Here is a 26,388-nt window from a genome sequence, read left to right as displayed (position 1 = left end):
ATGGAACCCTACATCTGCTCTCGCGCTTGGTTTTGCGCGAAGGAGACAGATCATGACGCCGCAGGAACGCCAGCTCGTCGACGACCTTTTCGACCGGCTTTCAAAGCTGGAAAATGCACCGCGCGATCCAGACGCGATCGCCGCGATCTCCGATGGGCTGCGCAAGGCGCCCGGCGCGGTCTACGCGCTGGTGCAGACCACGCTGGTGCAGGATGAAGCGCTGAAGCGCGCCAATGCCCGCATCCAGGAGCTGGAGGCGGCCCATACGCCCGAGCAGGCCCAGTCCGGCGGCTTCCTCGATACCATGCGCGACACGCTGTTCGGATCGAGCCCGTCGCGTGGTTCGGTCCCGAACGTGCCGCCGCGTGAGCAGCGACCGGTGTGGAACAGCGGCCAGGCGATGCAGCAGTCGCAGCCGGGTTACGGCGCGCCGCCTCCCTACGGGCAGGCTTACGGTCAAGGCCCGGGTCAGGGCTATGGCGCCCCGCCGGTCGGCGGTGGCGGCGGCTCGTTCCTCGGCACGGCGGCGGCTGCCGCGGCCGGCGTGGTCGGCGGCTCACTGCTGCTCTCGAGCATCCGCGGCATGATGGGCGGTGCCCACCAGCAGGCCTTCGGCGACACCACGATCATCGAGGAGCGCGGTGGCGGCAGTCCGTGGGGCGGCAGCGATCAGTCCGGCGGCTCGCTCGCGCGCGATGCCGGCCTCAACGACATCGGCTCGAATCGCGATTCCCGTCAGGGCTTCTTCGATCAGGCCTCGAACGATCGGGACAATAGCGATCAGAGCTACGACGACGATCGCGACGACAACATGGACATGGCCGACGACAGCGATTTCGGCGGCGGCGATGATGGCGGCAGCGATTACGCGTGACTCTTTCGCCTCTCCCCGTTTGCGGGGAGAGGCGAAGCATCCACATCACATCACCACGACCTTGGTGCCGACATTGACGCGGCCGTAGAGGTCGATGACGTCCTCGTTGCGCATGCGGATGCAGCCGGAGGAGACGTTGGTGCCGATGGTCCAGGGCTCGTTGGAGCCATGGATGCGATAGAGCGTCGAGCCGAGATACATCGCGCGGGCACCAAGCGGATTTTCCGGGCCGCCTTCCATGTGCCGGGGCAAATCGGGCCGGCGCGCGAGCATTTCGGCCGGCGGCGTCCAGTCCGGCCATTCGCGCTTGGCCGTAATCGACTTCACGCCCGACCAGGTGAAGCCGGGACGGCCGACACCGATGCCGTAACGCATCGCCCTGCCATTGCCCTCGACGAGGTAAAGGAACTTGTTCGGCGTATCGACCACGATCGTGCCGGGACTTTCGTTGCCGCTATAGTCAACGAGTTGTTTCTCGAATTTCGGATCGAACGGGCGCTGCCGGGGATCGACCGCGTCCTGCTGGAGTGCGCCCTGCTGATATCCGCCTGGTTGATATCCGCCTTGCATCTGCGGCTCACCCATCGGCGGCAGGCGGCGCTGATCGTAATAGGCCGGCTGCTGCTGATACACCGGCCGCTCGGGCGCGTAGACCGGACCGCGACCGGGACCGTCGCCGAACAGAAACTCGATGAAGCCGCCGCCCATGTTCGAATTGGAGGCGACGCGGACCGGCGCCGGCGGCACCTGCGGTGCATAGAGCACCGCCGGCGGATCGTTCGGCACCGTGTTGTCGAAGGCGCTGGCGCTATTCCCGCCGGCCAAAAAGGTGCAAGCGCTGCCGAGCAGCGCGACAGACATTCTCTTGAACATCGACGTACTCTGTACTGTTTCGTCTAGATCACATGCGCCGCGGAGCTGATGGCTGGTCCGCCCCCTCGACGTGGTCAATAAAAGGCAAAAGCCGTTTTGTTTGGTAAACGAACGCGGCGTTTGGATTCACCACGTCGCGAATGACGCGGCAATTTGGCGATCAGCGTTTATTTTCGATGAACGCAGCGCGGTGATGGTTAATCGCCTCTTTGCAGGGCGTCGCGCGACGCCGCACAACAGTTCCGGCTGTGAACTTCGTGTTAAATCGCTTCTGCCTACAAAGACGCGTGAGTGAGGTGGGGGGAGTATCCTGATGGCTGTTCACCGCAAGCGTTTTCGCGTCGAGGATATCGTCAGCGGCGAGATGCCGATAATGGACGTTACTGAAGAGGCCGGCCCGATGCATAGCGAGATCATGGCTGAGCTGCGCGCGATCCGCGCCCAGATGGCGAAGGGCGTCACCGCGGCGCCGCTGTCGGGCAGCGCGGCCATGGCGGCGATCGACGCCTCCACGGCCCACGAACTTGCCGAAGCGCGCACCATGCTCGAGACCTATCGGGCGCAGATCGAGCAGTGCGAGAAGCTGAAGGTTGAACTCGACCTGATCCACGACGCCATCGACCGCACCAAGCGCGAAATCGCGACGCTGCACGGCAAGAGCTTCGACGGCGGCGAAATGGCCAAGGTCAACGGCGAGCTCGGCGCGGTGGTCGGCGGCACCGAGCAGGCGACCCAGCAGATTCTCGAAGCCGCGGAATCGATCGACCAGGCCGCCAGCGCCATGTCCAAGGTGGACTCGATCGACCAGCAGAAGCGGCTCGCCGACGACATCCAGGAACGCGTCATCTCGATCTTCGAAGCCTGCAACTTCCAGGACCTGACCGGCCAGCGCATCAGCAAGGTCATGACCACGATGAAGTTCATCGAGCAGCACATCAATGCGATGATGGACATCTGGGGCGGCGTCGACGCGATCAAGGCTCACGTGCCGGCGCAGGTCGACAATCGCAGCGAGGACGAGAAGCTCCTCAACGGCCCCAAGCTCGCCGGCGACGTCGGCCACGCCTCGCAGGACGACATCGACGCGCTGTTCGACTGAGCGGACGCGGATACAGAGAAAAACAAAACGCCGGCCCTTGGGCCGGCGTTTTCTTTTGGGATTCATCTCACTCCGTCATTCCGGGACGGTCCGCAGGACCGAACCCAGAATCTCGAGGTTCCGGGTTCACGCTTCGCGTGCCCCGGAACGACGGAAGGTACATCACGCCCTTGGTGCGCAGCGGACGTAGACCATGTTGCCGTAGCGCGTGGCGGCATCCTTGTCGATGAAGCGGGTGATCAGGACGCGGCCGTCAAAGGAGACGATCTCGCGGTCCTGCTCGCCGGGGGTCGGACCGGCCGGGCCGATATAGTTCTTGCCGCTCGGCGAGCCCTTCAGCCGCAGCTCCTGCGGTGTCGCCTGGTCGGCCAGATGCATGATCACGCCGCCGGAGGAGCCGGCGGTGATCACGTAGGGATTCTTGCACTGGGCCCGGGCGGCAGCCTCGGTGCGGGCGCGGTCGGCCGGGTTCTGGAACGAGGCCAGGCCCCAGCGGCCCACGATCTCGTCGGCGCGAATGGTCGCAGGCATTTCGGGCGCGACGCCGGGCTCGGTCTCAGGCGGCGGCGAGGACGACGAGAAAGACGGCAGGCTCATACCGCCGCCGCAAGCGCCCAGCAGCAACGCCAGACCAGAAGCGGCGGCCAGATTGGCGACCGTGCGCGCGTGAGCTGAACTGATCATGGCATTCCCCCGAACAAGACCATGGCCGCACCCCTCTCGCAGCCAAGCGCAAAACCGCTGCCGGAGCAATGACGTCCTTTGATACGCCGGCGCCCCGAACAAGTTTCCAATGCCACCATCCTATATCCGCCTCACCAATCGCTTAACCACCTTTGCTTGACAGGATCGCGGCCAAGCCATATTTCCGGGCCCACTATTAGCACTCGGAAAGCCCGATTGCTAAGCGCGCCGTTCGATCCCCGGGATAGGGGTTGGACGGAAGCGCCGCCCCACCCACTTCCACTACTTCCGAAGCGAGCCTCCAAAGGGAAACGTCATGGCTAAATCCAAATTTCGTCCGCTGCATGACCGTGTCGTGGTCAAACGTATCGACGCCGAGGAAAAGACCAAGGGCGGCATCATCATTCCCGACACCGCCAAGGAAAAGCCGTCCCAGGGCGAAATCGTCGCCGTCGGTCCAGGCGGCCGCGACGAGGCCGGCAAGCTGATCCCGATCGACCTCAAGGTCGGCGACCGCGTGCTGTTCGGCAAGTGGTCGGGCACCGAGGTCAAGATCGACAATGAAGACCTCCTGATCATGAAGGAGTCGGACATCATGGGCGTTCTGGCCTAAGGCCGTCCGCCTGAACGGCCGCTGAATACACACTGTCATGCCCGGGCAGAAGCGCGAAGCGCGTCTTCGCGCGAGGTGACCCGGGCATCCATCATTGTTCGCAAGATGATGGATTGCCGGGTCGAGCCCGGCAATGACAAAGAGAGCACGGCGACACAGCTCAAAACAAGACACATCACGATAGACGAGGGACTGCAGACATGGCTGCCAAAGACGTCAAGTTTTCCGGAGACGCGCGCGATCGCATGCTGCGCGGCGTCGACGTTCTCGCCAACGCCGTCAAGGTGACGCTCGGCCCGAAGGGCCGCAACGTCGTCATCGAGAAGTCGTTCGGCGCGCCCCGCATCACCAAGGACGGCGTCACCGTCGCCAAGGAGATCGAGCTCGAGGACAAGTTCGAGAATATGGGCGCCCAGATGGTGCGTGAGGTCGCCTCCAAGACCAACGACCTCGCCGGCGACGGCACCACCACCGCGACCGTGCTGGCCCAGGCCATCGTACGCGAAGGCGCCAAGGCCGTGGCCGCCGGCATGAACCCGATGGACCTCAAGCGCGGCATCGACACCGCGGTGGCCGCCGTCATCAAGGACATCGAGAAGCGCGCCAAGCCCGTCGCCGCCTCCTCCGAGGTCGCCCAGGTCGGCACCATCTCCGCCAACGGCGATGCCGCCATCGGCAAGATGATCGCCCAGGCGATGCAGAAGGTCGGCAACGAGGGCGTCATCACCGTCGAAGAGAACAAGTCGCTCGACACCGAGGTCGACATCGTCGAGGGCATGAAGTTCGACCGCGGCTATCTCAGCCCCTACTTCGTCACCAACGCCGAGAAGATGACCGCCGAGCTCGAGGACGCCTACATCCTCCTGCATGAGAAGAAGCTGTCGGGCCTGCAGGCCATGCTGCCGGTGCTGGAAGCCGTGGTGCAGTCGGGCAAGCCGCTCGTCATCATCGCCGAGGACGTCGAGGGCGAGGCGCTGGCTACCCTGGTCGTCAACCGGCTCCGTGGCGGCCTGAAGGTGGCCGCGGTGAAGGCGCCGGGCTTCGGCGACCGCCGCAAGGCCATGCTCGAGGACATCGCGATCCTGACCGGCGGCCAGCTGATCTCCGAGGAGCTCGGCATCAAGCTCGAGAACGTCACGGTGAAGATGCTCGGCCGCGCCAAGAAGGTGGTGATCGACAAGGAAAACACCACCATCGTCAACGGCGCCGGCAAGAAGCCCGACATCGAGGCCCGCGTCGGCCAGATCAAGGCTCAGATCGAGGAGACCACCTCGGACTACGACCGCGAGAAGCTGCAGGAGCGTCTCGCCAAGCTGGCCGGCGGCGTTGCGGTGATCCGCGTCGGCGGCGCCACCGAGATCGAGGTCAAGGAGAAGAAGGACCGCGTCGAGGACGCACTCAACGCCACCCGCGCTGCGGTGCAGGAAGGCATCGTCCCCGGCGGTGGCGTCGCGCTGCTCCGTGCCAAGAAGGCGGTCGGCCGTCTGTCCAACGACAATGACGACGTCCAAGCCGGCATCAACATCGTGCTGAAGGCGCTGGAGGCCCCGATTCGCCAGATCTCCGAGAATGCGGGCGTGGAAGGCTCGATCGTGGTCGGCAAGATCCTGGAGAACAAATCCGAGACCTTCGGCTTCGACGCCCAGAACGAGGACTATGTCGACATGGTCGAGAAGGGCATCATCGACCCCGCCAAGGTGGTGCGCACCGCCCTGCAGGACGCCTCCTCCGTGGCCGGCCTGCTGGTCACCACCGAGGCCATGGTCGCCGAGATGCCGAAGAAGGAAGCCCCGCCCGCCATGCCAGCCGGCGGCGGGATGGGCGGCTTCTGAGCCTCCGACTCATGATGACGTTACGAAGGCCGCCTCCGGGCGGCCTTCTTTTTGCCGACGATGGGCTCCGCTTTCCGATTCAATCCACGGCCAAAACCAACTACGGTTGCGTCGATTCTATTGTTTGAGCGTGATCTTTTCGGAAAACCGCTTCGCACTTTTCCGGATCATGCTCATTGCTCGAGGATTTCGTCGATGCGCGCGCTTCTGGTTTGTTCGACAGCCCTGTTGGCAGTTCTGCTGGCCGCCTCGCCGGAGGTTGCCTCCGCCCAGATGAAGCTGTCCCCCAAGGCCGCGGCGCCCGGGGGCGTGGAGACGCGCTATTTCACCTCGATCGACGGGCTGATGGACGGCAATGCCGACGTGATCCTGAAGGAAACGCGCCAGGGCAAGACGGTCACGGCGGCCGTGCTCGACGTCTGTTACCCCATCGCGAAGAATTCCGACCGCAAGGACCGTTTCGTCGTCAATCTCCAGGTCGCGGGCCAGACCCTGACCGGCACCACGCAGAGCATCGGCGAGAAAGCGCCGGTCAGCGTCAAGCTGCTGCGCAAGCAGAGCGGCGACACGTTCGAATTCCGCGGCCAGATCAGCATCGGCCAAGCGGTGACCGAGGTGACCTCGCCGGACAATTCCGATCTCAGCGAGAAGGAATTCCTGGACAACCAGGTCTCCGATGACGGCATCACGCCGCAGCCGAAGGATTTCACCGACGTCTCGCCGGAGGCGATCGCAGTCAAGGTCAAGCTGGATGCGGCGACCGACTTCCTGAAGAGCCTGAAGGGCCAGGAGGTCGAGGTGACGCTGACGAGCCTCACCGTCGGCTGCGATGCGCTGCGAGCAGGCGAGCAGACCATCAACATGTCGGTCGATCCGGAGCGGGCCGGCGCGCTGCTGACGAAATTCAAGGCGATGCCCGGCGTCACTGCCGCGGGCTGGACGGCGGGCATGACCGAGATGGACCGCACCATCCGCTTCGCTGCGGCCGACTGGCGCGAGGGCGACAAGATCAACCGCAACAAGCTCGCGACCACCGTTGCGAACGTGTTGAGCCGGACGCTCGCGGCAAAGCCGGTCTCGCAAACCTTCAACCCGGCCACGGGCAAGCTCAAGCTGGTCTTCAAGCGGCCGAACCAGGATTTTCCGGCGCTCGAGCTGACCGACACGATCGAGGTTGCGGGCCTCGTCTCGCCCGACAAGCCCGGCACCACCGACAAGCTCATGCTCTGGATCGGCAGCCCTGTGACGACGACGGCCGACGAGAGCAGCGGCGCCAAGCTCAACCTCTCCGACGACGCCTCCGTCGACGAGGAAGGCGAGCAGCCGGACGACAACGGTTCGATCGAGGCGCTGGCCAAGGAGCTCAAGGGCCAGCGCTGGGATGCCGACAAGTCGGTGTGGAAGTGAGGTAGTCACCAACTCCGCTGTCATCGTCCGGCTTGACCGGACGATCCAGTACTCCGAGACAGCAGTGATAGATTCGATGGGCTGCGGCGTACTGGATGCCCCGCCTTCGCGGGGCATGACAAAAACCTAATTGCCGGTCGTGCGAAACCGCAACGGCTTCGGGCCGATCAGCGTCAGCACGTCGCCCTGGCGCTTCCAGGTTTCGACGCTGCTCAGGGCTGCGACGAGATCGTCGTCGGCCTGCGCCTTGGCCGGCGGGCAGGAACGGTCCTGGATCTGCCCGGGAACGAATATCACGGTGTTGCCCGCCACCGAAAACTGGCCCTTGCCGCCCTTGCACCAGAGTTCCAGCACGACCTCGCCATGGTCGCCGATCTCGATGTTCGGAATTCGCTTAGAGCCGGCTTGCGGCAACGCTTCCAGCGTCATCTCGGTGCCGAACGGAAAACCGTCCTCGGCACGCGCGAGCGTGGACATCGTCAGCATTGCAACCGCTGCACACACCAACCGCTTGAACGAAACCATGAAACCTCTCGACCGACCTGATTTGCGGCACGTTCTATAAGACGGCGGCGCCATTGAGAAGGTTCGCGCAACATGGGCGCGATCAGATTCCGATGAATCGTCATCGCGCTCCAGGTCGTTGTTTGCGCATGATCTTTCCGGAAAACCGCGTCGCACTTTTCCGGATCATGCTTTGGACGCAAAAAATCCCCGCGAGAACGAATCTCGCGGGGACCTGGGTCGAAACCGGGCGTGGCCTGCTACTTCAGGACCAGCGCCGTGAACGGATAGACATAGGCCTGCAACGTCACGAGCACGCCGACCAGACAAGCCAGCACGATCGAGTGCCAGAACACGAAGCGCAGGATGGTGCCTTCGTGGCCGTACCAGTTGGTGGCGGTGGAGGCGACCACGATCGACTGCGCGTCGATCATCTTACCCATTACGCCGCCGGACGAGTTCGCCGCGCCCATCAGGATCGGTGACAGGCCGAGCTGCTCGGAGGTGATCCTCTGCAGGTTTCCGAACAGCACGTTGGAGGCGGTGTCCGATCCCGTCAGCGCGACGCCGAGCCAGCCGAGCAGCGTGCCGAAGAAGGGATAGAGCACGCCGGTTGCGGCGAACGCCAGACCAAGCGTGGCGTCGACGCCGGAGAGCCGCGTCAAGGTGCCGATCGCGAGCATCGCCGAGATCGTGATCAGCGAGATGGCGCACAGGCGGATGGTGCGGCCGTATTCGGTCACCAGCCTGCCGGGGCCCACGCCCATCAGGAAGCCCGAGATGATCGCCGCGATCAGCATGCCCGTGCCGGTGAAGGACAGGTAGGTGAAGCTGAACACCGCAGCCTCCTTGGTCGGCCCTGGCGCCACCGGCGGCATCTTGTTGATCATCTGATGCAGCTCGGGCACCGGATAGTTCCAGACGAAGATCGAGTTCGCCCAGGCCTTGAAGGCACCGTTGCCCCAGATCAGCATCACGATGCAGACGATGACCCACGGCAGCAGCGCGCTGAACAGCTCGCTCTGCGTCAGCGGCGTCTTGTCGAGCGGCTTTGCCGCCGCCATCGTCGCCGCCGATTCGTCGCGGCCGCGGAGCGCCGGCGACAGCCAGAGCTGCTTCGGCTGCCAGACCTTCAGGAACAGGATCAGCGCGCCCATCGAGATCAGCGACGCGCCGATGTCGACGATCCAGGGATTGATGTGGTTCGAGATCACGTATTGCGGGATCGCGAACGACACGCCGGTGACGAGGATCGCCGGCCAGACGTCCTTCATGCCCTTCCAGCCCGCGAACGCCCACACCACCCAGAACGGCACGATCAGCGAGAAGAACGGCAATTGCCGGCCGACCATCGCGCCGAGGATGTAGGGATCGAGCCCGGTGACCGAGGCGAGGCCCTGGATCGGGGTGCCGAGCGCGCCGTAGGCGACCGGCGCGGTGTTGGCGATCAGCGAGAGGCCGGATGCCGCGAGCGGCGAGAAGCCGAGACCGATCAGCACGGCGCCGGTGATCGCGACCGGTGTGCCGAAGCCCGAGGCGCCCTCGAAGAACGCGCCGAACGAGAACGCGATCAGCAGCAATTGCAGCCGGCGGTCCTCGGTGACGCCGCCGACCGCGCGCTTGAGCAGTTCGAAGCGCCCGGTGCTCACCGTCACCTGGTAGAGGAAGATGACGTTGAGGACGATCCAGCCGATGGGGAAGAAGCCGGTGACGATGCCCAGCACAGATGCGCGGATCGACATGTTCGCCGGCATGGTGAAGACGAAGATCGTGATCAGGTTGGTCACGATCACGGCGATGACGGCCGCGATATGGGCCTGGACCCGGCCGCTCGCAATCAGCACCAGCAGCGTGACGACTGGCACCGCCGCTGCGATCGTCGACAGCACCGGGCTGTGCAGCGGGTCATAGATTTGATTCCACATGATCTTCCTCCCCCACGCATGTTTGCGGCAGGCGGCGCGCGTGGACAGCCGAACCTGCTTGACGCTGGAAGCGATAACCCCCGAGCTGGACGCGAATTCCTCGCGAATGCAGCGGTTCCCGTCCGCTCACAAGCTCGCGAAATCCCGGAGCACCCCACCCCGCGCCGTCGAACCCCATGCTAGGGTTGCAAGCTGCGACAAGCCAACGCAAATTACAGACCTTGCGACTTTAGTCTAAGCGCGCCCATTTCCGCCATTGCCTCAGGTCGTTGGCTCCGGGCATTTGTGCACACCCCCTGAGGAGACTCTGCTCTGTGAAGAACATCAGCGCCACGCTCGCGATCGTCTGGCGAATCGCCGCCCCTTATTTCCGGTCGGAGGACAAATGGGCGGGCCGCGGCCTGCTTGCCGTCGTCGTCGCCATGGAGCTGGTGCTGGTCGCGATCAATGTGCTGCTCAATCAATGGCAGAACCGGTTCTACAGCGCGCTGCAGGCCTACGATCTGCCCGAGTTCATCAAGGAAGTCTGGATCTTCCTTGGCCTTGCCTTCACCTTCGTCGCACTGGCCGTCTACAAGCTCTACCTCAACCAGTGGCTCCAGATCCGCTGGCGGCAATGGCTGACGCAACATTATCTCGGCGAATGGCTCGACGGCGCCACGCATTACCGCATGCAGCTCAAGGGCGACGCCGCCGACAATCCGGACCAGCGTGTCACCGAGGACGTCAAGACCTTCGTCGAACAGACGCTGACCATCGGTCTTGGCCTTCTGTCCTCGGTCGTGACGCTGGCCTCGTTCGTCGTCATCCTCTGGGGCCTGTCCTACAAGGCGCCCTTGTATCTCTACGGCACCGATATCGTCGTCCCCGGTTTTCTGGTCTGGTGCGCGGTGGCCTACGCGATCGCAGGTACCGCGCTGACCCACTGGATCGGTTCTCCCCTCATCAATCTCAATTTCGAGCAGCAGCGCTTCGAAGCCGATTTCCGCTTCAACCTGATCCGCGTGCGCGAGAATTCCGAGCAGATCGCGCTTCTGAAGGGCGAGAACGCCGAGCGCGGGCGTCTGCTGCAGCGCTTCGGCTTCGTTATCAGCAATTGGTACGAGATCATGCGCCGGACCAAGCGCCTGACCGCCTTCACCGCGAGCTACGGTCAGGCCGCCACGATCTTTCCCTATGTGGTGGTGGCGCCTGCCTACTTCGCCAAGCGCATCCAGCTCGGCGACATGATGCAGACCGGCTCGGCGTTCGGCAGCGTGCAGGACGCGCTGTCCTTCTTCGTCACCGCCTATCGATCGCTCGCCGAATGGCGCGCGGTGATTGCCCGCCTCGACGGCTTCGAGATGTCGGTCAGCTCCGCCGCGCGCGGCGCGGCGCTCGAACCCTCCATCGACGTCGCGCCATCGAAGGGCAAGGCCATCGCCCTCGAGCAATTGCTGGTCAAGCTGCCGAACGGCACGCCTCTGGTCGCAGCTGATGCCTTCACGATCCAGCCGTCGGAGCGGGTTCTGGTGACGGGCGCGTCGGGCTCCGGCAAGTCGACGCTATTCCGGGCCATTGCCGGCGTCTGGCCGTTCGGCACCGGCACGATCGCGATTCCCGAGAAGTCGAAGCTGATGATGCTGCCGCAGCGGCCGTATTTCCCGATCGGCCCGCTCGGCGATGCCGTGATCTACCCGGCCGAGCACGGCTCCATCCCGCCCGAGAAGATCCGCGACGCGCTGATTGCGGTCGGCCTGCCGCGGCTGGCGGACCGGCTCGACGAGGACGGTCACTGGAACCGGACCTTGTCGCTCGGCGAGCAGCAACGCCTTGGGCTCGCGCGCGCGCTACTGCACCTGCCGGACTATCTCTTCCTCGATGAGGCGACTGCCTCGCTGGACGAGCCATCCGAGGACCGGCTCTATCGGCTGCTGACGGAGAAACTGCCCCAGGCCACCATCGTCTCGATCGGCCACCGCTCGACGCTGGACGCCTTTCACACCCGCAAGGTGGGGTTGGTGGAGGACGGCGAGATCCGCGTCCTCGGCAAGGCCGGAGCGCCGGCCGAGAAGGAGCCGACGGCGGCGCGTTGAGCGAGCAGCGAACGGCGCGCCGAACGCCACAGCCTTGGGCCCCGGCCCGGCCCCAAAGCAAAAGGGCGGCAGGTTGCCCTGTCGCCCTCGCGAAGTCCTTCGGGAAGAAGCTTACTTCAGATTGGTCATCGCCGTCAGGTCGAAGGAGAGCTTGGCGACGCCGGCCGCGCTGCACCAATTGGAGCCGAAACCGCCCGGGTTGATGGCGGTGAAGCTGCCGGTGAACTTCGCGGTGTGATCGCTGGTGAAGGCGTTGCAGTCGCCCTTGCTCAGGTCGGTGTCGTAGTAACGCAGATCGAGCGTGAACACCTTGTAGGTGAAGCCGACGCCGACGTTCCAGGTGTTATAGCTCGGCTCCTTGATGCCGTTCGCGTACACCGGATCGCCCGCGATGCCGTAGAAGATGTCGGAGGTGCCGAACCACTGACGGCCGAACTCACCCGACACATACATGCCGACGCCGCTGGCACCGAAGGTCGTGCTCGGCGCGGTCCACTTGGCGGTGATCGAGGCGTAGTTGCCCCAGGCGCCGAGGTTCAGGAAGTTCGGCGAATAGTACTCGTTGAAGCCGACGGTCCACTGATCGTTGATGGTGACGTTCAGCTTGGCATAGCCTTCGTAGAAGCTCGCGTTCTTCTTGGCGAAGTTGCCGTTGATGGGAAGGCCGATCGCGCCCTGCGAGTAGTCGATGTCGCTACCGCAATTGCCCTGCAGCAGGGTACCCTGCGAGCCGAAGCATTGTCCGCCCGGATAGAGGTAGCCCCAGACACCGAAGTCGAAGGCGAACATGCCGAAGGTCGGGCGGATACCGCCGTAGATATCGACTTCCGCCGCGGCGCGGTTCGGGAACGAAATGCTCTCAGCGGACGCACCGATGTAGAGCTGGAGGTCCTTGTTGACGTTGTAGCGCGGCTCGAAATAGGCCGTGACCGACGGCTTATGGTTCGACTGGGTGATACCGCGGAAGATGTAATCGCTCATGATGCCGCCGCCGAAGGCGATATCCCAGGGATCGAAGGCCGGGGGCGGCGGGGCCTTCAATGCCTTCACGTGCAGATCCGCTGCGAAAGCCGAGCCCGTCGTCACCATTGCCAGCGCCGTTGCCAACAAAGCCACTTTTTTCATTTCGATCCCCATCACCAGTTCTTATCCAGTCGGATCCCGGAAGCCCCCCGGAGCAAACGACTTGCGTGCAAAATTGCGTTACTGCGACAATCTGGATCGAGCGATGAGGGCCGTGAAGCAAAAAACACGTGCATCTGCTGACTTTTTAGGCGTTTTGGCGATTCCACGGAAGGTTGTCGGCCTGTGTGTCTTCTCGATCACATTTTTTGCATTGCAAAGTGAACGGAGGGACCGTGCATGTACGGGGAGGCAGCTAGCGTGGCAGCCGGGGTACGAATCATCCTGGCGCTGAACAGCGACGGCTTCCGCAGGTACCTTTGGCGATGCAAAAAGGCCGCAGCGTCACCGCGGCCTTCCTGTTGGCGATCGCAGCCTGGGGCTGGGACCTAAAACAGGTTGAGTTTGCTTGAATCGATATGCGCTCAGGGCTCGATTCACCTCTCCCGCAGGGAGAGGTCGGAGCGCATCGAAGATGCGGTCCGCGTGAGGGGATCTGGTCTCGTTGAGTGCCGCGGCCCCTCACCCGGATTGCGCTGGACGATGCTTCGCATCGCCAGGGCAATCCGACCTCTCCCCGTCGGGGAGAGGTGAATCACCGGCAGCCCGCCGAATCTGATTTCATCATGCTCTAAAGCGCGATGAGATTTAGATGAATCGTCATCGCGCTTTAGGTTGTTGTTTGCGCATCATCTTTCCGGAAAACCGCTTCGCACTTTTCCGGATCACGCTTTAGCCTTGCCCCTCGGCCGGTGCAGCTTCCGCAGAAGACGAAGGCATCGCCCAGCTTGTCTCGGCTGCCGGCTCGGGAGCCGGGGCCGCCGGCGGTGCTGACGGCTTCGGCGCGGGAGCTGCCTTCGCCTTCTTCGGTGCCGCCTTCTTCGCGGCCTTCTTCGGCGCGGCCGCCTTGGCGGCCTTCTTGGCCGACGCCTTCACGGCCTTCTTGGCCCCCTTCTTCGGGGCGGCTTTCTTCGAAGCTTTCTTCGATGCTTTCTTGGCAGACTTCTTCGATTTTTTCGCAGACGTCTTGGCTGCCTTCTTCGCGGACTTCTTCGCCGCTACAGCCTTCTTTGCCTTTTTGGCCTTCTTGCTTTTCTTCTTCGCTTTCGCCATCGTGGTCCTCCTGTTGCCGCCGAACAATGGTCGATCGGGCGTCTTCAGCCGTCACCCCGGGGAGGAAAGCTCAGCTCGACGTGTTGAGTGCCGGCCGCGACCCGCCCGTAGCCCAATCGAGAAGCTCAATCGTGTGTACGACCGGAACTGACGTGCCACTGGCAATCTGCACCATGCAGCCGATATTGCCCGCGGCAATCATGTCCGGCTTGACGCTTGCGATGTTGGCAACCTTGCGATCGCGCAACCGGCCCGCAAGCTCGGGCTGGAGAATGTTGTAGGTCCCCGCCGAGCCGCAACACAAATGGCTCTCCGGCACATCTTTCACCACGAATCCATTCTTGGAAAGCAATTCTTTCGGAAGACCCGTGATTTTCTGCCCATGCTGCAACGAACATGCGGAGTGATAGGCAACGACGATGTTGTCCTGTCGCGCGGTCGGCTCGAGTTCGAGGCCTGCGATGTATTCGGTGATGTCCTTGGCGAGCGCGGACACCTTGGCCGCGTCGGCGGCGAACGCAGCATCCTCCCGCAGGAGATAGCCGTAATCCTTGATCACCGTGCCGCAGCCGGACGTGGTCACCAGGATGGCGTCGAGCCCCTCGCCGGCCGCCTCCTTCCGCCACGCCGCGACGTTGGCCCGCGCCCGCGCCAAGGCATCGTGGTCGTTGCCGAGATGATGGGTCAGCGCCCCGCAGCACTGCTCGTCCCGAACCAGGACAACCTCGATGCCGTGGCGGGTGAGAAGGCTGATGGCCGCCTGGTTGATGCGCGGTGCCAGCACTTGCTGGGCGCAGCCCTGCAGCAATGCGACCCGGCCGCGCTTCTTGCCCAGCGCCGCGAACACGCTGCCGCCGGCAGGCCCCGGCGGCGGCAGCCGGTTCGGAGCCAGCGCCAGCATCGCCTTGATACGCTGGATCAGGCCGGGCGTGGCCGAGGGCGGCGGCGTCGGCAGGAATACGGCAAGCGGGCGGGCGAGCCGGGCCAGCCACATGCTGGCGCGAAAACGCTGCGGGTCCGGCAGCACGAAGGCGAGCACCTGGCGCAGCAGCCGCTCGGCCAGAGGGCGCTGATAGCGCTGCTCGATCCTGACCCGGGCCTGGTCGACGAGGTGCATGTAGTTCACCCCTGACGGACAGGTCGTCATGCAGGCCAGGCACGACAGGCAGCGGTCGACATGCTTGACCACCTCGGCGGTCGGCGCCTGATCCTTCTCCAGCATCTCCTTGATCAGATAGATGCGGCCGCGTGGGCTATCGAGCTCGTCGCCGAGCAGCACATAGGTCGGACAGGTCGCGGTGCAGAAGCCGCAATGGACGCAGGCGCGCAGGATCTTGTCGGCTTCCGCGATGTCGGGGTCGGCGAGCTGCGCCAGTGAGAATTCGGTCTTCATCAGCCAGCGCTCCGCGTGAGCCGCCCCCGGTTGAGAATGGTGTTCGGATCGAAGCTGGCGCGCACGCGCTCGCTCAACGCGGCGATGCCAGGCGCCTGCGGATGGAACACGTCGACGCCGCGCCTGACATGCTCGGCCGCCCGGATCAACGTGGCGTGCCCTCCGACCGCGTTCGCACGCGCGCGCACGGCCGGGGCATGTGCGTCTGGCTTCGGCGGGAGCGCCGCCCAGATCAGGCCGCCACCCCAATCGTAGATCACATCGCCCCCCGTCTCGCCCGCCAGCTGCGTGCCGAGCGCCGCGCCCGAGGCCGGCGGGCAGACGATCCGCCAGACCGGCCAGGCGCCGAGCGCGCCGCTGGCCGCAAACGGCAGCACGTCGCGGATCGCGGCCCAAAGCGACGCGGAGGCGGCGTCCTCGATCAGTGTCGCGGCTCCGAACGGGGCCAGCAATTCGCGCAGCGAGCCGGCGCGGTGGGCGGCGGAAGCGGTGATGCCCTCGAGCCGCAGCGCGGTCAGCGCCTCGCCCTCGCCCGCGAGATTGCCAAGCCCCTCGGTGTTGGCCCGGAACGGCGATTTCGGCAGATGCGCGGCACCGGAGACGTCGAAGGGCGAGCCGAGCGCCGCGGTCATGGCCTTGTTGGCGGCGGCATCATCTAGCCCGCGCAGCAGCAGCGTCCGCTCGGCCTCGGGCTTGGGCATCACCTTCAGCGTGACCTCGGTCATCACCGACAGCGTGCCCCAAGACCCCGCCAGCAGCTTGCAGAGGTCGTAGCCCGTGACGTTCTTCACCACCTTGCCGCCGGTCTTGAAGCTGTCGCCGAAACCCGAGACCGCATGCGCCCCCAGGAGATGATCACGGGCGCCGCCCGCCCTGATCCGGCGCGGCCCGGCGAGCCCGGCCGCAATCATGCCGCCGATGGTGCCTGCAACCGGCGCACCGAGCAGCGGCGCGGTATCCATCGGCTCGAAGGCGAATTGCTGGTTCTTGGCGTCGATCAGCGCCAGCACGTCGCCCAGCGGCGCGCCGGCCTGGAGGGTAATGATGAGCTCGTTCGGCTCGTAGGAGGTGACGGCACTCAGCGCCGAGAGGTCGAGCACGGCGTTGGTCGCCATCGCATGGCCGATGCTGCGCTTGGAGCCATGGCCGACGATCTCGAGCGGCTGCTCATTGGCAATCGCCGCGCGCACCACCTCTTCGACGTCTTTGGCGTCTCTGACCCTGAGCGTATCCACGGGAAAAGGCGGTAGCGAAATTCGTCGCCAAAATCAAATGCGGCGTGACGCTTGCGAGGATGATCGCCGGTGCAGTCGGGGACCATTCACGGGCGACATCGACACTTCGGTCAAAGCCGAAGCGTTCACGACATCGACACTTCGATCACCGGCGAACCAAAACCGGCAGGCCCTCGCTACAAATCTGCACCGATCGCGGTCGAGACCAGCCGATGGAGACAGACATCATGAACCATTATGCCACGCAGAAATCTCTCAGCGATGCGGTGGACGGCGGCGGCCTGCTCGTCGTCGCGCAATGGGAAGCAAAGCCTGATGAGGCGGACAGGGTTGCAGGGATTCTCAACCGTTTCCTGCCGGAGGCGCAGCGCGAGCAGGGCGTCAAGCTGTTCCTGATCTCGCGGGCGAAGGACAATCCGGCCCAGTTCCTGTTCTACGAGCTGTTCCGCGACGAAGCCGCTTTCAAGGCGCGCCAGGAGAGTGCGCATTTCAAGACCTTCATCGCCGGCGAAGCCCTGGCGTTGCTGGCGAAACGCGAACGCGCGCAATACGAATTGCTGTGAGGGCTCTTCTTACCTCTCCCCTTGCCAGTCAGGGCTATCGCATATGAGTGCGGTTGCCGTGGCGCACCCTTCGAGACGCCCGCCGTTGGCGGGCCCTCAGGATGAGGACGGAGTGCGCGGCAGCGCTTTCAACGGACGCCGATACAGTTCAGCCTCATTCTGAGGAGACCGCGAAGCGGGCGTCTCGAAGGAGAGGCGCTTGCTCGGGCCCCGCCACAAAGCCACATGCGATAGCCCTGCCTTGCAGGGGGAGAGGGTGCTCCGCCACAGTGGACTAGAACCGCGGCAAATCCGGGAATGCCAGCTTGCCGGCATGCACATGCATGCGGCCGAGCTCGGCGCAGCGGTGCAGGGTCGGAAATACTTTTCCCGGGTTGAGCAGGCCCTGCGCGTCGAAGGCGCATTTCAGACGCTGCTGCTGGGTGAGGTCGATCTCGCTGAACATGTCGGGCATCAGGTCGCGCTTCTCGATGCCGACGCCGTGCTCGCCGGTGAGCACGCCGCCGAACTCGACGCAGGCGCGCAGGATGTCGGCGCCGAACGCTTCGGCGCGCTCGATCTCGCCGGGCTTGTTGGCATCGTAGAGGATCAAGGGGTGCAGATTGCCGTCGCCGGCATGGAACACGTTGGCGCAGCCGAGCTGGTACTTTTCCGAGAGCTCGCGGATGCGCGCCAGCGCCTTCGGCAGCGCGCCGCGCGGGATCGTGCCGTCCATGCAGAGATAGTCGGGCGAGATGCGGCCGACGGCGGGGAATGCAGCCTTGCGGCCGGCCCAGAACAGATTGCGCTCGGCCTCCGAGGTCGAAATCTGGCAGGTGGTCGAGCCGCAGCCGTTGGCGATGGTCTCGACCCGCGTGATCAGCTCGTCGACCTCGATCTTGGGCCCGTCGAGCTCGATGATGAGCAGCGCATCCACATCGAGCGGGTAGCGGGCATGCACGAAGGCCTCCGCGGCATGGATCGCGGGCTTGTCCATCATCTCCATGCCGCCGGGAATGATGCCGGCGCCGATGATGCGCGCCACGCATTCGCCGGCGGCCTCGACCTCGGCAAAGCCCACCATCAGCGCGCGGGCCGTCTCCGGCTTTTGCAGGATGCGCACCGTGATCTCGGTGATGACGCCGAGCAGGCCCTCGGAACCGGTGATGACACCCATCAAATCATAGCCTGCATTCTCGGCGGACTTGCCACCGATGCGCAGGATCTCCCCGCTCATCAACACGATCTCGCAGCCGAGCACGTTATTGGTGGTCATGCCATATTTCAGGCAGTGCACGCCGCCGGAATTCTCCGCGACATTGCCGCCGATCGAGCAGGCGATCTGCGAGGACGGATCGGGCGCGTAGTAGAAGCCGGCATGGGCGACCGCCTGGCTGATCGCGAGGTTGGTGACGCCGGGCTCGGTGACGACGACGCGATTGTCGAAATCGATCTCGCGGATTCGCTTGAACTTGCCGAGGCCGAGCAGAACGCCGTCCTCCAGCGGCAGCGCGCCGCCGGACAACGAGGTGCCCGAGCCGCGTGGCACCACCTTGATGCCTTGCTCTGCACAATATTTCAGGATGAGCGAGACCTGCTCGGTCGTGTCGGGCAGCACGACGACCATCGGCGGTTGCCGATAGGCCGTGAGCCCATCGGACTCATAGGCGCGCATCTCGGCAGGCGTATCCATCACGCCTTCGCCGGGCACGATTCTACGCAATGCAGCAACGATCTCAGCGCGGCGCGCGAGCACGGCCTGGTCGCTCGCAGGCATCATGATGGCCATCTTACGAAGCTTTCGTCCACGGACGGAATTGTCCCGGCAAATCAATCATGTCTTGCCGTCTTTGGGTAGGTCCTCCGAAGGTCGCATTGCTTTGTTGCAGCGCAAGTTCTCTCTGGGGCAAGTCTGCTACCAGGAAACCTGTCAAGGTTTCGCGGCTTGTCCACTTGCACCGGACCTGCCAAAACCACGATCACCCATCTGACCCGGGAAGAGACGAAGAGCACACTTATGACAAAATTGACTTTCGGCGCGCTGACGATCCTCACCGTGATTGCCACCGCACCCGCCGCGATGGCGCAGGATGTTGCGGCCGGCAAGACATCGTTCAACAAATGCCTGGCCTGCCACGCGATCGGCGAAGGCGCCAAGAACAAGGTCGGCCCCGAGCTCAACGGCCTCGATGGCCGCAAGTCCGGCACGGTTGAGGGCTATAGCTACTCGGACGCGAACAAGAATTCCGGCATTACCTGGGGCGAGGCCGTGTTCAAGGAATACATCAAGGACCCCAAGGCCAAGATCCCCGGCACCAAGATGGCGTTCGCCGGCATCAAGAACGAGACCGAGGTCAACAATCTCTGGGCCTACGTCTCCCAGTTCGACAAGGACGGGAAGATCAAGCAGTAAGCGCGCAAGCAGGCCGCCAAAGCATGATCCGGAAAAGTGCGAGGCGGTTTTCCGGAAAGATGATGCGCAAACACCAACCTAAAGCGCGATCACGATTCATCTAAATCTCATCGCGCTTTAGTCGGCGGCGGCTTGGGCCGGGACGATTCTGCCGATCATCGTCTCGATCTCCGCCCTGACGCGGTCCGGCACGGCGTTCTGCACCATGTGGCCGAGATCGGGCAGCACGATCAGCTTCGTATTCGGCACCATGGCCGCGAACGGGCGGGCGTGGATGCTGGTCCTCACCGTCTTGTCCGGCTCGCCGGCGATGATCGTAACCGGGGCCTTGATTTCGCCGTAGCGCGGAACTTGTGCGGCGACGGCGTCCTTCAGCGTCACCAGGTCATAGGCATTGGCGATGAATTCGCGCGGACGCAGCAGCAGCGGCGTCGCGGAATCCTGCACGAAGCCGTCCGGCATCGTCTGCGGCAGAAAGACGCTGCGCGCGCCGGGTTCGGCGAGAAAATAACCGAGCGGCAGGGTGATGGTGTAGGCGAGCAGCGGACCGATCATCGGCGTCGCGATGATCTCGTTGTAGCGGCCGACCCCGCCGCGCCACGGATGGGTGACGGGCGCAAGCATGACGAGGCCCGCGACGCGGCCGGGATGATCGAGCGCAAGCCGCGCGCCGAGCGCGCCGCTCCAGGAATGCACGACGAAGACCGCACGCTCGATCCCGAGCTTGCGAAGCGCCTCGTCGATCATCCGCGCCTGGATCTGCGGCGTGGAATCCTCGCGCCGCGCGCGCGTGCTCCAGCCGTGGCCGGGACGGTCGAACAGAATGACGCGACGGTCCTTGGCGAGCAGGTCGCCGAGCGGGCGCCGCATCGCTTCCAGATTGGAGCTCGCGCCGTGCAGCATCACGATCGGCAAGCCCGCATGGCGCGGGCCGATGTCGACGACGTGAAGCGTGGCGCCGTCGACCTCGACCATCGCGCCCTGCGGCGGAAAGGCGCGCTGAACGGCGAGGATTCCGGCCTGCGTGACCAGCGCCAGCAGAACCAGCGCCGTCACGACTGACATCACGATCATGGAGACAATCCGGGAGATCCAGGGCACAGGGCAGCTACGGGTCTGAGAGGCGGCAGTTTCGCACCGCTGGCCTTCCGTGCGTCCACTGAAAAGTCCGGGGCTGTGGATATGTGCACAATTCCAGAACGTAAAAACCCAATGGAATCAACAATATTCCTTGGAGACCCGCAAGCCTCGGAACGGCTTCATGCAGCCGTCATCGCGGCCTCCATATAATCGCCATGGTCGGTTCCGCCATCTAGGCGCGGGTGGGCGCCGATCCTCCTCGCAGGCCTCAGGGGATGTGGGAAAGACCGGCAGAATTGTCCTGGTTTGAACCGGAGGATTTTTCGATGAGCTTCAGATCGAACGACACTGCGATCGACGAGATCGTCGCGAGCTGCAACGGCGACCTGCGCGGTGCCGTGCGGGCGCTGCTCCTGATCAACGAGCATCTCGAGACGGAGCTGGCAAAGGCCTACGCCGCGGCCGCCGATCGCGGCCTCGTCGAGCGCGGCGGCAGCGCGCTGCATTGAGCGCGGGCTAGTTCGTCCCGTCCTCTTCTTTTTCCTCCTCGGGCGTGAGTTCCGGACAGGCGCGGATCGTCGAGCGGGCGAGCTTGGCATCGGCCCTGGACTTGTAGGGACCGTCGCCGAACCAGATATCGCCGATGATGACCGGATTGCTGGTCACGATATCGCATTTTCCGGTGGCGCGATTGCCGACCACCCAGAACAGTCCGTCGGCGAAGCTCAACGTCCCCGACGCGAGCAGCAAGCATCCTGCAAGACTCAAACGCTTCATGGCTTTCGCTCCTGCCATGGAGGTAGGCCTGCGGCGGCGCCGACAATAGCCCTCATGCGGCCGCGCTTCCGATCGTGGTTAATCCGAAGACGCCGCGTTCCCTCAAGAAATGATCGAGTTCTAGGCTAGATGTCGCGACCTTCGACCTTCTCGGTCAGCGCCTTGACCTGGTCCGGGATCTTTTCGAGATGCGGATTGACGGCGAGCGCCTTGCGATAGGCCTCGAGCGCGCGCTTCTCGTCGCCGACCTCCTGCATGATCATGCCGAGGCCCGCGAGCGCGCCGAAATGGCGCGGCTCCCGGATCAGCACTTGCTGGATGTCCGCGAGCGACCGGCCATAGTCGTTCTGCATGTAGTAAAGCGTGGCGCGCCGGTTCCAGGCCTCGATATAGTCGGGCCTGAGCTTGATGACCGAATCCAAGAGCTTGATCGCGACGTCGATCTTCTTCGCATCGACCGCGGTCTTGGCGCGCGACATCAACAGCGCCGCGGTGTCGCTGGGGGTCTGCAGCCAAATCGCCCAGATCCGCGCCTCGACATGCTTGGCGCTGATTTCGTCGGGCGCCGCCTTCAAGGCGCCGAACAGGAAATCGAGATTCTTGGTGCGATCGACCTTGGGCAGCTTGGCCGGCGCCTCGGGAAGCGCCTTCTGCTTGCCGGACGGCTCGACCTGCTGCGCCCAGGCTGGCGCGAGGCCAACGGTTCCCAGCACGACGGCCAGACACAAAGTGCAAGCGAAAGGGAATCTCACTGCCATGGACAAAGTCTAAACGCGCAAAGCCGCCCTTGCAAAGCAAAGGCGGCGTCAAACAAGTGTGAGCCGTGGTCTTGCGGGGCGCGCGAAGGGCGACCGGCAGGGCGAGATCAGCCCTGGCGAGCCTTGAAGCGGCGCTGCACCTTGTTGATCACATAGACCCGGCCCTTGCGGCGGACCAGGCGGTTGGCGCGATGGCGACCGCGCAGCGATTTCAGCGAGTTACGGACCTTCATGGCGGAATCCTGAACGTTCGAAAGGCCGTTTTCGGCACTACCGTTGCGGCACGCGCGAATGTGGCAAAATGAGATCTTTCCCGCTGGCGGACCGACCGCCCGGGACGGGGCGGTTCTTAAGGCATGGCGGGCGGTGATGTCAATGTTAACTGCCCCGTTCCGAACCGGCAAATTCGCGAAAACAACCCCATGCACAGTAGAAGCGGCCGGATCGGCCCGATTTATCATCAGGGAAATCAGAGCCTTTCGAGGACGCCTTGCCAAGTTCGTTATATCATATAATCAATTCGGCAACCCGTCGGGAGGAAACCCATGCCGAAGCTGAAGCTGCCTGATATCGACAATGTCGTCGCGATCGACATCCACACCCATGCCGAGGAGCCCTGCGGCACCCATCCTGACGATGGCTATGACGACTTCCAGGCGCAGATGGCGGAGTATTTCAAGTCGCCGCACAAGCATCCGCCGACCGTGCCGGAGACCGCGGCCTATTACCGCTCCAAGAACATCGCCGCGGTGATCTTCCCGGTCGATGCCGAGCGCGAGACCGGCTTCCGCCGCTACAAGAATGAGGAGATGCTGGAGATCGCCTCGGAGCATCTCGACGTCCTCATCCCCTTCGTCTCGATCGACCCGCACAAAGGCAAGCTCGGGGCGCGCGAAGCACGCAAGCTGATCGAGGAATACGGCGTGCGCGGCTTCAAATTCCATCCGACCATGCAGGGCTTCTATGCCAACGACCGCATGGCCTACCCGCTCTATGAAGAGATCAACAATGGCGGCGCGATCGCGCTGTTTCATACCGGGCAGACCGGCGTCGGCTCGGGCATGCCGGGCGGCATGGGCATGCGGCTGAAATATTCCAACCCGATGTACATGGATGACGTCGCGGCCGATTTCCCCGACCTCAAGATCATCCTCGCCCACCCCTCCTTCCCCTGGCAGGAAGAGGCGCTATCGGTCGCAACCCACAAGCCGAACGTCTACATCGACCTCTCGGGCTGGTCGCCGAAATATTTTCCGCCGATCCTGGTGCGCTACATCAACTCGATCCTGCAGGACAAGATGCTGTTCGGCTCGGACTGGCCGGTGATCACCCCGGACCGCTGGCTGTCCGACTTTGCCAAGATCGACATCCGCGACGAGATCCGGCCGAAGGTGCTGAAGGCGAACGCGCGCAAGCTGCTGGGGATCTGACGCGCATCGAGGGCTTCGGGTGACCGAAGCCCTCATGCTCAGATCTCAAACTTGCGCCAGACCGCCGTCGACGAAGACCTCGCCGCCGGTCATGTAGCTGCTGTCCGAGGACGCCAGGAATGCGGCCACCCCCCCGGTCTCGCTCGGGTCGCCCACGCGTCCGAGCGGAGTCGAGCTGCCGAGCGCATCAAACGCCTCCTCGCCGACGATCTCCAATGCCAGCTCCGTCTTGGTCGGCCCCGGTGACAGCACGTTGACGCGGATGCCGGTGCCGCGCAGGTCCAGCGCCCAGCTCCGCGCCAGATTGCGGATCGCGGCCTTGGTCGCGCTGTAGATGCTGAATTGCGGCGTCCCCATCACGCCCGTGCTCGAGCCGGTGAGGATGATCGATGCCCCCTTCCCCATCAGCGGCAGAGCTTTCTGCACCGTGAACACGGTCCCCTTCACATTGACGTCGAAGATATGATCGTAGTGGTCGGGCGTGATCTCGCCGAGCGGCGCAAACAACCCGGTCCCGGCATTGGCGAACAGGATGTCGAGCCCGCCTCGTTCGGCCTTCACCGTCGCGTAGAGCCGGTCCAGGTCAGACAGATCGGTGACCGAGCCCCTCACCGCTCGTGCCGAAGAACCGAGCTTCGCCACGGCCGCATCGAGCTGCTGCTGTCGCCGTCCGAACAGATAGACGAACGCGCCTTCGTCGACGAACCGTTTCGCCGCGCCAAATCCGATCCCGGTGCCGCCGCCGGTCACCACCGCGGTCTTGCCTTGTAGTCTGCTCATGATGTGCTCCTTCATTGAGGTTGCACTGAGCTGGCGGCGTACCCACCTGACGACAAGTATGCACCTTTTGGTAAGTACCCAAAAAATGTCAGACACGACTTTCCCCCCTGCACAGGCTCCGACACCGGTCCAGAGTTGCACGCCGACTTTGCCCGGCTTCACCTGCGGCTTAGATGCGACCCTGCGGGTCATCGCCGGCAAGTGGAAGCCGCTGATCCTTTACTTCCTCGCCCAGGACGGACCGACGCGTTACGGCGAGCTCCGGCGCGCCATACGCGACGTCAGCGACAAGGTGCTGATCCAGCAGCTGAAGGAGCTGGAGGCCGATGGCCTCGTGAAGCGGACCGACTACAAGGAGGTGCCGCCGCGGGTGGACTATAGCCTCACTTCCCTGGGTCACAGCCTCGCCCAAGCCCTCGTGCCGCTCTGCGCGTGGGGCACTGAACACATGGCCGAGGTCAGCCAGGTGTTCGCGGAGCGAGCGACCTGGACGCGGCGAGGACGTCAGCCGACCGCCTAGCCTGCGCTGCAACTCGCCTTTGGAGGAATGTCGCCGCTCAAGGTGAAGCCGGCACCGTGGCCAACGAGGCTTGGTTGGACGTATCGGCCAGCCGCCACAGAAGGCGAGCGGCGAACAACGGCAGGATCAGTCCAGCAATGGGAATTTGTGCGAAGCCAAATGGAAACATCAGAATGGGCAACATCCATAACGCCAGCGAAAGAGCTTGATCGGCAAACGTTTCGTTGTCGCGCTGATGCAGCAGCCCGACAATCCATCCGAACACGACCATGTCGTAGTTCATGATCCAGGGCGAAAACAAGAAGGTCGCGGTCACGAAGAGCGCCATGGAGAGTACTGGATCGCGCTTGCGCCAGAACGTCCAAACCACCGCACCAACGGCAAAGGCCGACGCCACCCCTTGCACCACCCAGGCCAGATCAGCCGATGCACCCGCGAGGCGCGCGTTGATCAGGGCTGAAGCAACGATCGGCCAACGCATGGCACCTGCCACCTCGAGCAATTCGTGCTGATGCGGCATGACTTTGCGCCAATAGTCCATCCAGATTTCCGGGCCGAACCACGCTGCCGTCGCTGCGACAAGCAACGCTGTTGTCACGACGGCAGAGCCAATGACCCGCCAGTGCCCTCGCAGCACCAACAAGATCGGAAGCAGGAGCCCGAGCTGCGGCTTGATCGTCAAGATACCGAACAAGATTCCGGCCAGTATCGGTCGCCGATCGAGATTTGCCAGACCGCCGATGAGGAGCACAGCGGTCAAAAAGCCATTCTGGCCCAGGAAGACGTTGACGGTAACGGCCGGTGCGACCGCCAGAAACAGCCAGTATCTTCGTTCGACACCGCACGATATTGCCGCCCAAACATAGAGTGCGAGCCCGGCGACGCACCACACGATGTACGACGGCAGGAAGCCAAGCAGGCCAAAGGGCCAAATAAGGAACAGAAGGTGCGGCGGATACGACCAATACATGGGTGCCAGACCGGGGATGCCGGTCACCTTCGCCAATGCAGCCATGTAGACGTCGTAATCAAACCAGTCCGCAGGCCCCCCGGAAAAGGCGGACCGGCCGCCCATCCAAGTGTTCAGAAAATCACGACCGACCGGAAAACCACCGGGGTCGAGCACAAAGGATGGGAATGACTGGGCTGCCGCCAATTGGAAGTCCAGCACGACGACCGCCAGCAGAATCGCCGCAGCCACCACGGTGAAGGCGGCATAGATCCTGACTGATGCCGAGGGGAACGCCTGCGCCAAGCTTGTCATGGTTCATTATGCAGCTCAAAGGGTAAAGCCTCAGTTCACGGGGAGTCGGCGCAAGTACAGGGCAGCGGGGGCTTG

General features: G+C 63.9%; 26 protein-coding genes. 11 read left to right on the top strand and 15 right to left on the bottom strand.

The window, feature by feature from the left end:
- Nucleotides 1-52: 52 nt before the first annotated feature.
- Complete coding sequence (locus P6U31_RS05890) at nt 53-874, top strand: DUF2076 domain-containing protein (protein WP_407187302.1); 822 nt, start codon at nt 53-55, stop codon at nt 872-874.
- Between the two features lie 45 nt (nt 875-919).
- Here P6U31_RS05890 and P6U31_RS05885 read toward each other — a convergent pair whose 3' ends face one another.
- Nucleotides 920-1,747, bottom strand: coding sequence for a L,D-transpeptidase family protein (locus P6U31_RS05885; protein ID WP_407187301.1), 828 nt, complete (start codon nt 1,745-1,747; stop codon nt 920-922).
- 313 nt (nt 1,748-2,060) lie between these two features.
- Here P6U31_RS05885 and P6U31_RS05880 point away from each other — a divergent pair, with 313 nt between their 5' ends.
- Nucleotides 2,061-2,846: a protein phosphatase CheZ gene (locus P6U31_RS05880; RefSeq protein ID WP_407187300.1), complete on the top strand. Its 786-nt coding sequence runs from the start codon at nt 2,061-2,063 to the stop codon at nt 2,844-2,846.
- Nucleotides 2,847-3,008: 162 nt separating this feature from the next.
- Here the strand turns inward: P6U31_RS05880 and P6U31_RS05875 are convergent, their stop codons facing one another.
- Nucleotides 3,009-3,530: a hypothetical protein gene (locus P6U31_RS05875; RefSeq protein WP_407187299.1), complete on the bottom strand. Its 522-nt coding sequence runs from the start codon at nt 3,528-3,530 to the stop codon at nt 3,009-3,011.
- A 316-nt stretch (nt 3,531-3,846) separates the two neighbouring features.
- Here P6U31_RS05875 and groES point away from each other — a divergent pair, with 316 nt between their 5' ends.
- The 3 genes from groES to P6U31_RS05860 all read left to right on the top strand — a co-directional run bounded on the left by groES (nt 3,847) and on the right by P6U31_RS05860 (nt 7,382).
- Complete coding sequence (gene groES / locus P6U31_RS05870) at nt 3,847-4,143, top strand: co-chaperone GroES (protein WP_027525027.1); 297 nt, start codon at nt 3,847-3,849, stop codon at nt 4,141-4,143.
- A gap of 200 nt (nt 4,144-4,343) precedes the next feature.
- On the top strand, nt 4,344-5,975 hold the full coding sequence (gene groL / locus P6U31_RS05865; RefSeq protein WP_407187298.1) for a chaperonin GroEL: 1,632 nt from the start codon (nt 4,344-4,346) through the stop codon (nt 5,973-5,975).
- A 195-nt stretch (nt 5,976-6,170) separates the two neighbouring features.
- Complete coding sequence (locus P6U31_RS05860) at nt 6,171-7,382, top strand: hypothetical protein (RefSeq protein ID WP_407187297.1); 1,212 nt, start codon at nt 6,171-6,173, stop codon at nt 7,380-7,382.
- Between the two features lie 126 nt (nt 7,383-7,508).
- Here the strand turns inward: P6U31_RS05860 and P6U31_RS05855 are convergent, their stop codons facing one another.
- Together P6U31_RS05855 and P6U31_RS05850 are read right to left on the bottom strand one after the other, a co-directional pair.
- Entirely contained in the window at nt 7,509-7,907 is a 399-nt protein-coding gene (locus P6U31_RS05855; protein ID WP_407187296.1) for an META domain-containing protein, read from the bottom strand.
- Nucleotides 7,908-8,146: 239 nt separating this feature from the next.
- Nucleotides 8,147-9,811, bottom strand: coding sequence for an L-lactate permease (locus tag P6U31_RS05850; protein ID WP_407187295.1), 1,665 nt, complete (start codon nt 9,809-9,811; stop codon nt 8,147-8,149).
- 314 nt (nt 9,812-10,125) lie between these two features.
- Here P6U31_RS05850 and P6U31_RS05845 point away from each other — a divergent pair, with 314 nt between their 5' ends.
- On the top strand, nt 10,126-11,886 hold the full coding sequence (locus P6U31_RS05845) for an ABC transporter ATP-binding protein/permease (protein WP_407187294.1): 1,761 nt from the start codon (nt 10,126-10,128) through the stop codon (nt 11,884-11,886).
- A gap of 111 nt (nt 11,887-11,997) precedes the next feature.
- Here the strand turns inward: P6U31_RS05845 and P6U31_RS05840 are convergent, their stop codons facing one another.
- The 4 genes from P6U31_RS05840 to P6U31_RS05825 all read right to left on the bottom strand — a co-directional run bounded on the left by P6U31_RS05840 (nt 11,998) and on the right by P6U31_RS05825 (nt 16,749).
- Nucleotides 11,998-13,011, bottom strand: a complete 1,014-nt coding sequence (locus P6U31_RS05840; RefSeq protein ID WP_407187293.1) for a TorF family putative porin — start codon at nt 13,009-13,011, stop codon at nt 11,998-12,000.
- Nucleotides 13,012-13,678: 667 nt separating this feature from the next.
- Nucleotides 13,679-14,176, bottom strand: coding sequence for a hypothetical protein (locus P6U31_RS05835; RefSeq protein ID WP_407187292.1), 498 nt, complete (start codon nt 14,174-14,176; stop codon nt 13,679-13,681).
- A 15-nt stretch (nt 14,177-14,191) separates the two neighbouring features.
- Nucleotides 14,192-15,514 carry a glycolate oxidase subunit GlcF gene (glcF, locus tag P6U31_RS05830; RefSeq protein WP_407187291.1) on the bottom strand — a complete coding sequence of 441 codons (1,323 nt, stop codon included), beginning with the start codon at nt 15,512-15,514 and terminating at the stop codon, nt 14,192-14,194.
- Complete coding sequence (locus P6U31_RS05825) at nt 15,514-16,749, bottom strand: FAD-binding protein (RefSeq protein ID WP_407187290.1); 1,236 nt, start codon at nt 16,747-16,749, stop codon at nt 15,514-15,516. Before P6U31_RS05825 ends, glcF begins: the two co-directional genes overlap by 1 nt.
- Nucleotides 16,750-16,976: 227 nt before the next feature.
- Between P6U31_RS05825 and P6U31_RS05820 the strand changes: the two genes are divergently transcribed.
- Nucleotides 16,977-17,312, top strand: a complete 336-nt coding sequence (locus tag P6U31_RS05820; protein ID WP_407187289.1) for a putative quinol monooxygenase — start codon at nt 16,977-16,979, stop codon at nt 17,310-17,312.
- Nucleotides 17,313-17,586: 274 nt separating this feature from the next.
- Here the strand turns inward: P6U31_RS05820 and P6U31_RS05815 are convergent, their stop codons facing one another.
- Nucleotides 17,587-19,080 carry an FAD-linked oxidase C-terminal domain-containing protein gene (locus P6U31_RS05815; RefSeq protein ID WP_407187288.1) on the bottom strand — a complete coding sequence of 498 codons (1,494 nt, stop codon included), beginning with the start codon at nt 19,078-19,080 and terminating at the stop codon, nt 17,587-17,589.
- A 228-nt stretch (nt 19,081-19,308) separates the two neighbouring features.
- On the opposite strand from P6U31_RS05815, the gene cycA reads away from it, so the two are divergent.
- Nucleotides 19,309-19,704, top strand: coding sequence for a cytochrome c-550 CycA (gene cycA, locus P6U31_RS05810; protein WP_407187287.1), 396 nt, complete (start codon nt 19,309-19,311; stop codon nt 19,702-19,704).
- A 117-nt stretch (nt 19,705-19,821) separates the two neighbouring features.
- Here the strand turns inward: cycA and P6U31_RS05805 are convergent, their stop codons facing one another.
- Complete coding sequence (locus tag P6U31_RS05805; RefSeq protein WP_407187286.1) at nt 19,822-20,778, bottom strand: alpha/beta fold hydrolase; 957 nt, start codon at nt 20,776-20,778, stop codon at nt 19,822-19,824.
- A gap of 332 nt (nt 20,779-21,110) precedes the next feature.
- Between P6U31_RS05805 and P6U31_RS05800 the strand changes: the two genes are divergently transcribed.
- Nucleotides 21,111-21,293: a hypothetical protein gene (locus P6U31_RS05800; RefSeq protein ID WP_097657477.1), complete on the top strand. Its 183-nt coding sequence runs from the start codon at nt 21,111-21,113 to the stop codon at nt 21,291-21,293.
- A gap of 7 nt (nt 21,294-21,300) precedes the next feature.
- Here the strand turns inward: P6U31_RS05800 and P6U31_RS05795 are convergent, their stop codons facing one another.
- The 3 genes from P6U31_RS05795 to ykgO all read right to left on the bottom strand — a co-directional run bounded on the left by P6U31_RS05795 (nt 21,301) and on the right by ykgO (nt 22,552).
- Nucleotides 21,301-21,561: a hypothetical protein gene (locus P6U31_RS05795; protein ID WP_407189773.1), complete on the bottom strand. Its 261-nt coding sequence runs from the start codon at nt 21,559-21,561 to the stop codon at nt 21,301-21,303.
- Between the two features lie 125 nt (nt 21,562-21,686).
- Nucleotides 21,687-22,319, bottom strand: coding sequence for a tetratricopeptide repeat protein (locus tag P6U31_RS05790; protein WP_407187285.1), 633 nt, complete (start codon nt 22,317-22,319; stop codon nt 21,687-21,689).
- A 107-nt stretch (nt 22,320-22,426) separates the two neighbouring features.
- Nucleotides 22,427-22,552, bottom strand: coding sequence for a type B 50S ribosomal protein L36 (gene ykgO / locus P6U31_RS05785; RefSeq protein WP_006611362.1), 126 nt, complete (start codon nt 22,550-22,552; stop codon nt 22,427-22,429).
- Nucleotides 22,553-22,864: 312 nt separating this feature from the next.
- Here ykgO and P6U31_RS05780 point away from each other — a divergent pair, with 312 nt between their 5' ends.
- Entirely contained in the window at nt 22,865-23,749 is an 885-nt protein-coding gene (locus P6U31_RS05780) for an amidohydrolase family protein (protein WP_407187284.1), read from the top strand.
- 45 nt (nt 23,750-23,794) lie between these two features.
- On the opposite strand, the gene P6U31_RS05775 is transcribed toward P6U31_RS05780, so the two are convergent.
- Nucleotides 23,795-24,529, bottom strand: coding sequence for an SDR family NAD(P)-dependent oxidoreductase (locus P6U31_RS05775; RefSeq protein ID WP_407187283.1), 735 nt, complete (start codon nt 24,527-24,529; stop codon nt 23,795-23,797).
- Nucleotides 24,530-24,677: 148 nt separating this feature from the next.
- Here P6U31_RS05775 and P6U31_RS05770 point away from each other — a divergent pair, with 148 nt between their 5' ends.
- Nucleotides 24,678-25,049 carry a winged helix-turn-helix transcriptional regulator gene (locus tag P6U31_RS05770; RefSeq protein ID WP_407189772.1) on the top strand — a complete coding sequence of 124 codons (372 nt, stop codon included), beginning with the start codon at nt 24,678-24,680 and terminating at the stop codon, nt 25,047-25,049.
- A gap of 37 nt (nt 25,050-25,086) precedes the next feature.
- On the opposite strand, the gene P6U31_RS05765 is transcribed toward P6U31_RS05770, so the two are convergent.
- Nucleotides 25,087-26,313 (bottom strand): glycosyltransferase family 87 protein, encoded by a 1,227-nt coding sequence (locus P6U31_RS05765; RefSeq protein WP_407187282.1) that lies wholly within the window; start codon nt 26,311-26,313, stop codon nt 25,087-25,089.
- Nucleotides 26,314-26,388 lie beyond the last annotated feature (75 nt).

This window comes from Bradyrhizobium centrosematis, assembly GCF_045571495.1.
Classification (GTDB): Bacteria; Pseudomonadota; Alphaproteobacteria; order Rhizobiales; family Xanthobacteraceae; genus Bradyrhizobium; species Bradyrhizobium centrosematis.
This window is presented reverse-complemented; position numbering and strand designations above follow the sequence as displayed.

Coding starts and splice junctions, on each gene's coding strand:
- groES (WP_027525027.1), top strand. CDS start 3,847: ATGGCTAAATCCAAATTTCGTCCGCTGCATGACCGTGTCGTGGTCAAA.
- P6U31_RS05860 (WP_407187297.1), top strand. CDS start 6,171: ATGCGCGCGCTTCTGGTTTGTTCGACAGCCCTGTTGGCAGTTCTGCTG.
- P6U31_RS05855 (WP_407187296.1), bottom strand. CDS start 7,907: ATGGTTTCGTTCAAGCGGTTGGTGTGTGCAGCGGTTGCAATGCTGACG.
- P6U31_RS05795 (WP_407189773.1), bottom strand. CDS start 21,561: ATGAAGCGTTTGAGTCTTGCAGGATGCTTGCTGCTCGCGTCGGGGACG.
- P6U31_RS05875 (WP_407187299.1), bottom strand. CDS start 3,530: ATGATCAGTTCAGCTCACGCGCGCACGGTCGCCAATCTGGCCGCCGCT.
- P6U31_RS05780 (WP_407187284.1), top strand. CDS start 22,865: ATGCCGAAGCTGAAGCTGCCTGATATCGACAATGTCGTCGCGATCGAC.
- groL (WP_407187298.1), top strand. CDS start 4,344: ATGGCTGCCAAAGACGTCAAGTTTTCCGGAGACGCGCGCGATCGCATG.
- P6U31_RS05800 (WP_097657477.1), top strand. CDS start 21,111: ATGAGCTTCAGATCGAACGACACTGCGATCGACGAGATCGTCGCGAGC.
- P6U31_RS05840 (WP_407187293.1), bottom strand. CDS start 13,011: ATGAAAAAAGTGGCTTTGTTGGCAACGGCGCTGGCAATGGTGACGACG.
- cycA (WP_407187287.1), top strand. CDS start 19,309: ATGACAAAATTGACTTTCGGCGCGCTGACGATCCTCACCGTGATTGCC.
- P6U31_RS05805 (WP_407187286.1), bottom strand. CDS start 20,778: ATGATCGTGATGTCAGTCGTGACGGCGCTGGTTCTGCTGGCGCTGGTC.
- P6U31_RS05765 (WP_407187282.1), bottom strand. CDS start 26,313: ATGACAAGCTTGGCGCAGGCGTTCCCCTCGGCATCAGTCAGGATCTAT.
- P6U31_RS05820 (WP_407187289.1), top strand. CDS start 16,977: ATGAACCATTATGCCACGCAGAAATCTCTCAGCGATGCGGTGGACGGC.
- P6U31_RS05815 (WP_407187288.1), bottom strand. CDS start 19,080: ATGGCCATCATGATGCCTGCGAGCGACCAGGCCGTGCTCGCGCGCCGC.
- ykgO (WP_006611362.1), bottom strand. CDS start 22,552: ATGAAGGTCCGTAACTCGCTGAAATCGCTGCGCGGTCGCCATCGCGCC.
- P6U31_RS05790 (WP_407187285.1), bottom strand. CDS start 22,319: ATGGCAGTGAGATTCCCTTTCGCTTGCACTTTGTGTCTGGCCGTCGTG.
- P6U31_RS05880 (WP_407187300.1), top strand. CDS start 2,061: ATGGCTGTTCACCGCAAGCGTTTTCGCGTCGAGGATATCGTCAGCGGC.
- P6U31_RS05890 (WP_407187302.1), top strand. CDS start 53: ATGACGCCGCAGGAACGCCAGCTCGTCGACGACCTTTTCGACCGGCTT.
- P6U31_RS05775 (WP_407187283.1), bottom strand. CDS start 24,529: ATGAGCAGACTACAAGGCAAGACCGCGGTGGTGACCGGCGGCGGCACC.
- glcF (WP_407187291.1), bottom strand. CDS start 15,514: ATGAAGACCGAATTCTCACTGGCGCAGCTCGCCGACCCCGACATCGCG.
- P6U31_RS05885 (WP_407187301.1), bottom strand. CDS start 1,747: ATGTTCAAGAGAATGTCTGTCGCGCTGCTCGGCAGCGCTTGCACCTTT.
- P6U31_RS05850 (WP_407187295.1), bottom strand. CDS start 9,811: ATGTGGAATCAAATCTATGACCCGCTGCACAGCCCGGTGCTGTCGACG.